Origin of the sequence: Tumidithrix elongata BACA0141 (assembly GCF_036349135.1) — a bacterium.
Lineage (GTDB): Bacteria > Cyanobacteriota > Cyanobacteriia > Pseudanabaenales > Pseudanabaenaceae > Tumidithrix > Tumidithrix elongata.
This window is the reverse complement of sequence record NZ_JAZBJZ010000195.1, coordinates 1-5,736: the sequence shown is the minus strand read 5'-3', so window position 1 is coordinate 5,736 and position 5,736 is coordinate 1. Positions and strand designations below refer to the sequence as shown.

The 5,736-nt window shown below is 49.0% G+C and carries 2 tRNA genes and 3 rRNA genes; all 5 read right to left on the bottom strand.

Annotated features, from left to right (window positions below):
- Positions 1–64: 64 nt before the first annotated feature.
- The 5 genes from rrf to V2H45_RS24890 all read right to left on the bottom strand — a co-directional run bounded on the left by rrf (position 65) and on the right by V2H45_RS24890 (position 5,481).
- A 5S ribosomal RNA gene (rrf, locus tag V2H45_RS24910) occupies positions 65–181 on the bottom strand.
- Between the two features lie 103 nt (positions 182–284).
- Positions 285–3,167 (bottom strand): 23S ribosomal RNA (locus V2H45_RS24905).
- A 324-nt stretch (positions 3,168–3,491) separates the two neighbouring features.
- A tRNA-Ala gene (locus tag V2H45_RS24900) sits at positions 3,492–3,564 on the bottom strand.
- Between the two features lie 83 nt (positions 3,565–3,647).
- A tRNA-Ile gene (locus V2H45_RS24895) sits at positions 3,648–3,721 on the bottom strand.
- A 274-nt stretch (positions 3,722–3,995) separates the two neighbouring features.
- Positions 3,996–5,481: ribosomal RNA gene (locus V2H45_RS24890) — 16S ribosomal RNA — on the bottom strand.
- Together the 16S, 23S and 5S rRNA genes with 2 tRNA genes alongside form the textbook arrangement of a ribosomal RNA operon.
- Positions 5,482–5,736: the final 255 nt, after the last annotated feature.

Sequence of the window (5,736 nt, the reverse complement as noted above, 5' to 3'; positions counted from 1 at the left end):
AAGCCCCCAAAGAGAAAAAGCTCTTGTTCGTTAGTAGAACAAGAGCCTTTTCTTAGAATATTAATCTTGGCATCGAGTTATTTTCCCGTAGGGCTACCCCTAAAGTATCTTCACCGTAACAGCGTTTCACATCTGAGTTCGAGATGGATCAGTGTGGTTCCACCGCACCATAGACACCAAGAAATCTGTTGGGTCAACTTACCTTGAACCCTGAAAGCTACACAGTAATAGTCATCTGTCTCGTAGACACCTTTGTCTTTATTCTTTTCGTTCTTAATTAAATTGAGGACAAGCCCTCGGTCTATTAGTACTTCTCGGCTACACGTGTTGCCACGCTTCCACCTGAAGCCTATCAACGGGTATTCTGCCCGTGACCTTACTGGATTAACTCCATGAGAGCACTCATCTTGAGGTGGGCTTCCCACTTAGATGCTTTCAGCGGTTATCCTCTCCGCACATGGCTACCCAGCGTTTACCGTTGGCACGATAACTGGTACACCAGCGGTGCGTTCCTCCCGGTCCTCTCGTACTAAGGAGGAGTCCTCTCAATGCTCTTGCGCTTGCACCGGATATGGACCGAACTGTCTCACGACGTTCTGAACCCAGCTCACGTACCGCTTTAATGGGCGAACAGCCCAACCCTTGGCACGTACTTCCGCACCAGGTTGCGATGAGCCGACATCGAGGTGCCAAACCTCCCCGTCGATGTGAACTCTTGGGGGAGATCAGCCTGTTATCCCTAGAGTAACTTTTATCCGTTGAGCGACGGCCATTCCACGCTGTGCCGTCGGATCACTAAAGCCGACTTTCGTCCCTGCTCGACTTGTTGGTCTTGCAGTCAAGCTCCCTTATGCTTTTACACTCTTCGGCTGATTTCCGTCCAGCCTGAGGGAACCTTTGCGCGCCTCCGTTACCATTTAGGAGGCGACCGCCCCAGTCAAACTACCCGCCTGAAACTGTTCCCTTCCCAGATAATGGGTAAGGGTTAGAATCCTAGCCTCTCCAGAGTGGTATCTCACCGTTGGCTCCATAATCCCCACAAGGATTACTTCATTGCCTCCCACCTATCCTGCGCAGAAGAAGCCCGAACCCAATTCCAAGTTATAGTAAAGCTTCATAGGGTCTTTCTGTCCGGGTGCAAGTAGTCCGTATCTTCACAGACATTCCTATTTCGCCGAGTCTCTCTCCGAGACAGCATCCAAATCGTTACGCCTTTCGTGCGGGTCGGAACTTACCCGACAAGGAATTTCGCTACCTTAGGACCGTTATAGTTACGGCCGCCGTTCACCGGGGCTTCGGTCGCCAGCTTCACTTTCGCTGACCGACTTCCTTAACCTTCCGGCACTGGGCAGGCGTCAGCCCCCATATTTCCTCTTGCGAGTTAGCGGAGACCTGTGTTTTTGGTAAACAGTCGCTTGGATCATTTCACTGCGACCCACGTCTTAGGTGGGCACCCCTTCTTCCGAAGTTACGGGGCTATTTTGCCGAGTTCCTTAGAGAGAGTTATCTCGCGCCCCTTGGTATTCTCTACCTCCCTACCTGTGTCGGTTTCGGGTACAGGTAATTATGAGTTAACGTGTTTAGAGCTTTTCTTGGCAGTTTGACTACACCACTTCGAGTCCGTAGACTCTCGTACTCACATCTCAGCTCAGTCTGTTTTCTCCAGACCTCATCACCTTAATGCTTGAACCGCAATCCATCACGCGGCTGATGATCATCTCCTGCGTCCCTCTTCACTACTCATAATCAGTATCGGAATGTTGACCGATTATCCATCGACTACGTCTTTCGACCTCGCCTTAGGTCCTGACTAACTCTCCGTGGACGAGCCTTGCGGAGAAACCCTTAGGGTTTCGGGGCATTGGATTCTCACCAATGTTTGCGCTACTCAAGCCGACATTCTCACTTCTGCTTCGTCCACGTCTGCTCGCGCTAACGCTTCTACCTAATGCAGAACGCTCCCCTACCGATTAATTAATTAATCCCACAGCTTCGGTGCATCGCTTAGTCCCGTTCATTTTCGGCGCGGGAACACTTGACCAGTGAGCTATTACGCACTCTTTCAAGGGTGGCTGCTTCTAAGCAAACCTCCTGGTTGTCTCTGTATTCCTACCTCCTTTACCACTTAGCGATGGCTTGGGGACCTTAGCTGGTGATCTGGGCTGTTTCCCTCTTGACTATGGAGCTTATCCCCCACAGTCTGACTGGCTGTGTGTGCATCTGGTATTCAGAGTTTGTCTCGATTTGGTACCGGTCTCCCAGCCCGCACCGAAACAGTGCTTTACCCCCAGACTATAATCACAACCGCTATGCCTCAACATATTTCGGGGAGAACCAGCTAGCTCTGGGTTCGATTGGCATTTCACCCCTAACCACAGGTCATCCGCTGATTTTTCAACATCAGTCGGTTCGGACCTCCACTTGGTGTTACCCAAGCTTCATCCTGCCCATGGTTAGATCACCCAGGTTCGGGTCTATAAACAGTGACTATCGCCCTTTTCAGACTCGCTTTCGCTTTGGCTCCAGCATTCTCGCTTTAACCTGCCACTGCCTATAAGTCGCCGGCTCATTCTTCAACAGGCACACGGTCAGACGTTAAATCGTCCTCCCATTGCTTGTAAGCTTACGGTTTCATGTTCTATTTCACTCCCCTCTCGGGGTTCTTTTCACCTTTCCCTCGCGGTACTGGTTCACTATCGGTCACAGGTGAGTATTTAGCCTTACGAGGTGGTCCTCGCGAATTCACACGGAATTTCTCGTGTACCGTGCTACTCAGGATCCAGCTTGCCAAGTTTGATTTTCGATTACGAGGCTTTCACTCTCTTTGGCGTGTTATTCCACACACTTTATCTAATCTCTCTTGTACAGTGTTGCTGTCCTATAACCCCAGCTAGTCATGCCAACTGGTTTGGGCTCTTTCCCGTTCGCTCGCCGCTACTAAGGAAATCATTGTTTATTTTCTCTTCCTTCAGCTACTAAGATGTTTCAATTCGCTGAGTTCGCTCTTTCCCGTCTATGTATTCAACGGGCAGTATATAGGGTTGCCCCATTCGGAAATCTTCGGATCAATGTTTGCTTCCAACTCCCCGAAGTGTATCGTCGGTAACCACGTCCTTCATCGCCTTCCTGTGCCTAGGTATCCACCGTAAGCCCTTTGTAGCTTGACCACAATTTGCTTTTGTTCGCTTAACATTGGTGTCTACTTGCTTTTTCGTTTGTTGGTTTTCTGTGACTTTCATCCAGTTAAGATTTTTATGTCTTTACCTGTTTGTTGGTCTCTTCTAACTTCTAATTGAAAAGTTACTTTTGACTATTACTATGCAGTTTTCAAGGTTCTATCTGAACTTCGGAGTCCAGCATGCTTTCTTGATTCTCAAGATAAGTTGCTGAAGTCTCTTGTCTGGTGACGAGAATTTTGGACTCATGGTTGATTCCTTGTTCTTGTCTTTTTTTTGTAAGTTAAGTTGCTTTTTGCTTCTCTTAACTTTCAGTGGAGGTAAGCGGATTCGAACCGCTGACTTCCTGCGTGCAAAGCAGGCGCTCTACCAACTGAGCTATACCCCCTGAATCAGTTCTAATTACTCAGTCTATAGTTTTTGAAGTTTTTATGCTTCATTACTACTTTCTGTCTTCTTTTCACTGACTAGTGGGCCATCCTGGACTCGAACCAGGGACCTCACCCTTATCAGGGGTGCGCTCTGACCACCTGAGCTAATAGCCCTTGCTTGCTTCAGTGGTCAGTTACCAGTTACCATTTCTCAGCTGTTCACTTTTGCTTACAGAGTTTTTTCTGTTTGCTTGAGCTATTTACTGTTTGCTGATTCCTGTTTCCTGTTCACTGGAAAAACCAGACATAGTTTGAAAGCCTACTAATAAACTCCGACCGACCTTGGGATGGCTTTACAGTTGAGTATTTTTTGTTTCTAGGTACTTGTGTTCTTTTTGCATCGTTCACTTTCTCTTTCTTCGTTCTCTCTGTAAAGTAGGTCTCCCTAAAAGGAGGTGATCCAGCCGCACCTTCCGGTACGGCTACCTTGTTACGACTTCACCCCAGTCACCAGCCCTGCCTTAGGCATCTCCCTCCGCGAACGGTTAGGATAACGACTTCGGGCGTGACCAGCTTCCATGGTGTGACGGGCGGTGTGTACAAGGCCCGGGAACGTATTCACCGCAGCATTCTGATCTGCGATTACTAGCGATTCCGCCTTCACGCAGGCGAGTTGCAGCCTGCGATCTGAACTAAGACTGGGTTTATGAGATTGGCTTGCGCTCGCACGCTTGCAGCTCTTTGTCCCAGCCATTGTAGTACGTGTGTAGCCCAGGACGTAAGGGGCATGCTGACTTGACGTCATCCACACCTTCCTCCGGTTTGTCACCGGCAGTCTCTCTAGAGTGCCCAACTTAATGATGGCAACTAAAAACGTGGGTTGCGCTCGTTGCGGGACTTAACCCAACATCTCACGACACGAGCTGACGACAGCCATGCACCACCTGTGTTCGCGCTCCCGAAGGCACTCTCTCCTTTCAGAGAGATTCGCGACATGTCAAGTCCTGGTAAGGTTCTTCGCGTTGCATCGAATTAAACCACATACTCCACCGCTTGTGCGGGCCCCCGTCAATTCCTTTGAGTTTCAATCTTGCGACCGTACTCCCCAGGCGGGATACTTAACGCGTTAGCTACGGCACAGTAGGGGTCGATACCTACTACACCTAGTATCCATCGTTTACGGCTAGGACTACTGGGGTATCTAATCCCATTCGCTCCCCTAGCTTTCGTACATGAGTGTCAGTTATGGCTTAGCAGGACGCTTTCGCCGCTGGTGTTCTTCCCGATATCTACGCATTTCACCGCTACACCGGGAATTCCTCCTGCCCCTACCACACTCTAGCCTATCAGTTTCTTTTGCCTTTACAAGGTTAAGCCTTGCGCTTTAACAACAGACTTGATAAGCCACCTGCGTACGCTTTACGCCCAATAATTCCGGATAACGCTTGCATCCTCCGTCTTACCGCGGCTGCTGGCACGGAGTTAGCCGATGCTTATTCGTCAGGTACCGTCATTATCGTCCCTGACAAAAGAGGTTTACAATCCACAGACCTTCGTCCCTCACGCGGTATTGCTCCGTCAGGCTTTCGCCCATTGCGGAAAATTCCCCACTGCTGCCTCCCGTAGGAGTCTGGGCCGTGTCTCAGTCCCAGTGTGACTGGTCATCCTCTCAGACCAGTTACTGATTGTCGCCTTGGTGTGCCGTTACCACTCCAACTAGCTAATCAGACGCAAGCTCATCTTCAGGCTATTAATATTTCACCTCTCGGCACATTGGGTTTTAGCGACCGTTTCCAGTCGTTGTCCCCATCCTGAAGGCAGATTCTTACGCGTTACTCACCCGTCCGCCACTAAATCCGAAGATTCCGTTCGACTTGCATGTGTTAAGCATACCGCCAGCGTTCATCCTGAGCCAGGATCAAACTCTCCATGATGTAATAGAATTACTCCTACTACTTTTGGTAGAATTTAAAAGCTCTTTGCTTCTTTTCTAATTAGATTTCGTGAAAAATCTTTCTTTCGTCTATTTGTTCTGACGAGGTTTATTAGTGCTCTTTAGCTTTCAAACTATTCTCTTGTCTTGGTTCTGGCGCTTTCTCGAGAACTCCTTTCGTTTGCTCTCGTTTTTTCGCCTTACTAGGCTACCTAACTTTCTCGGGCTTGTCAACCCCTTTTTTAAATGTTTTTTT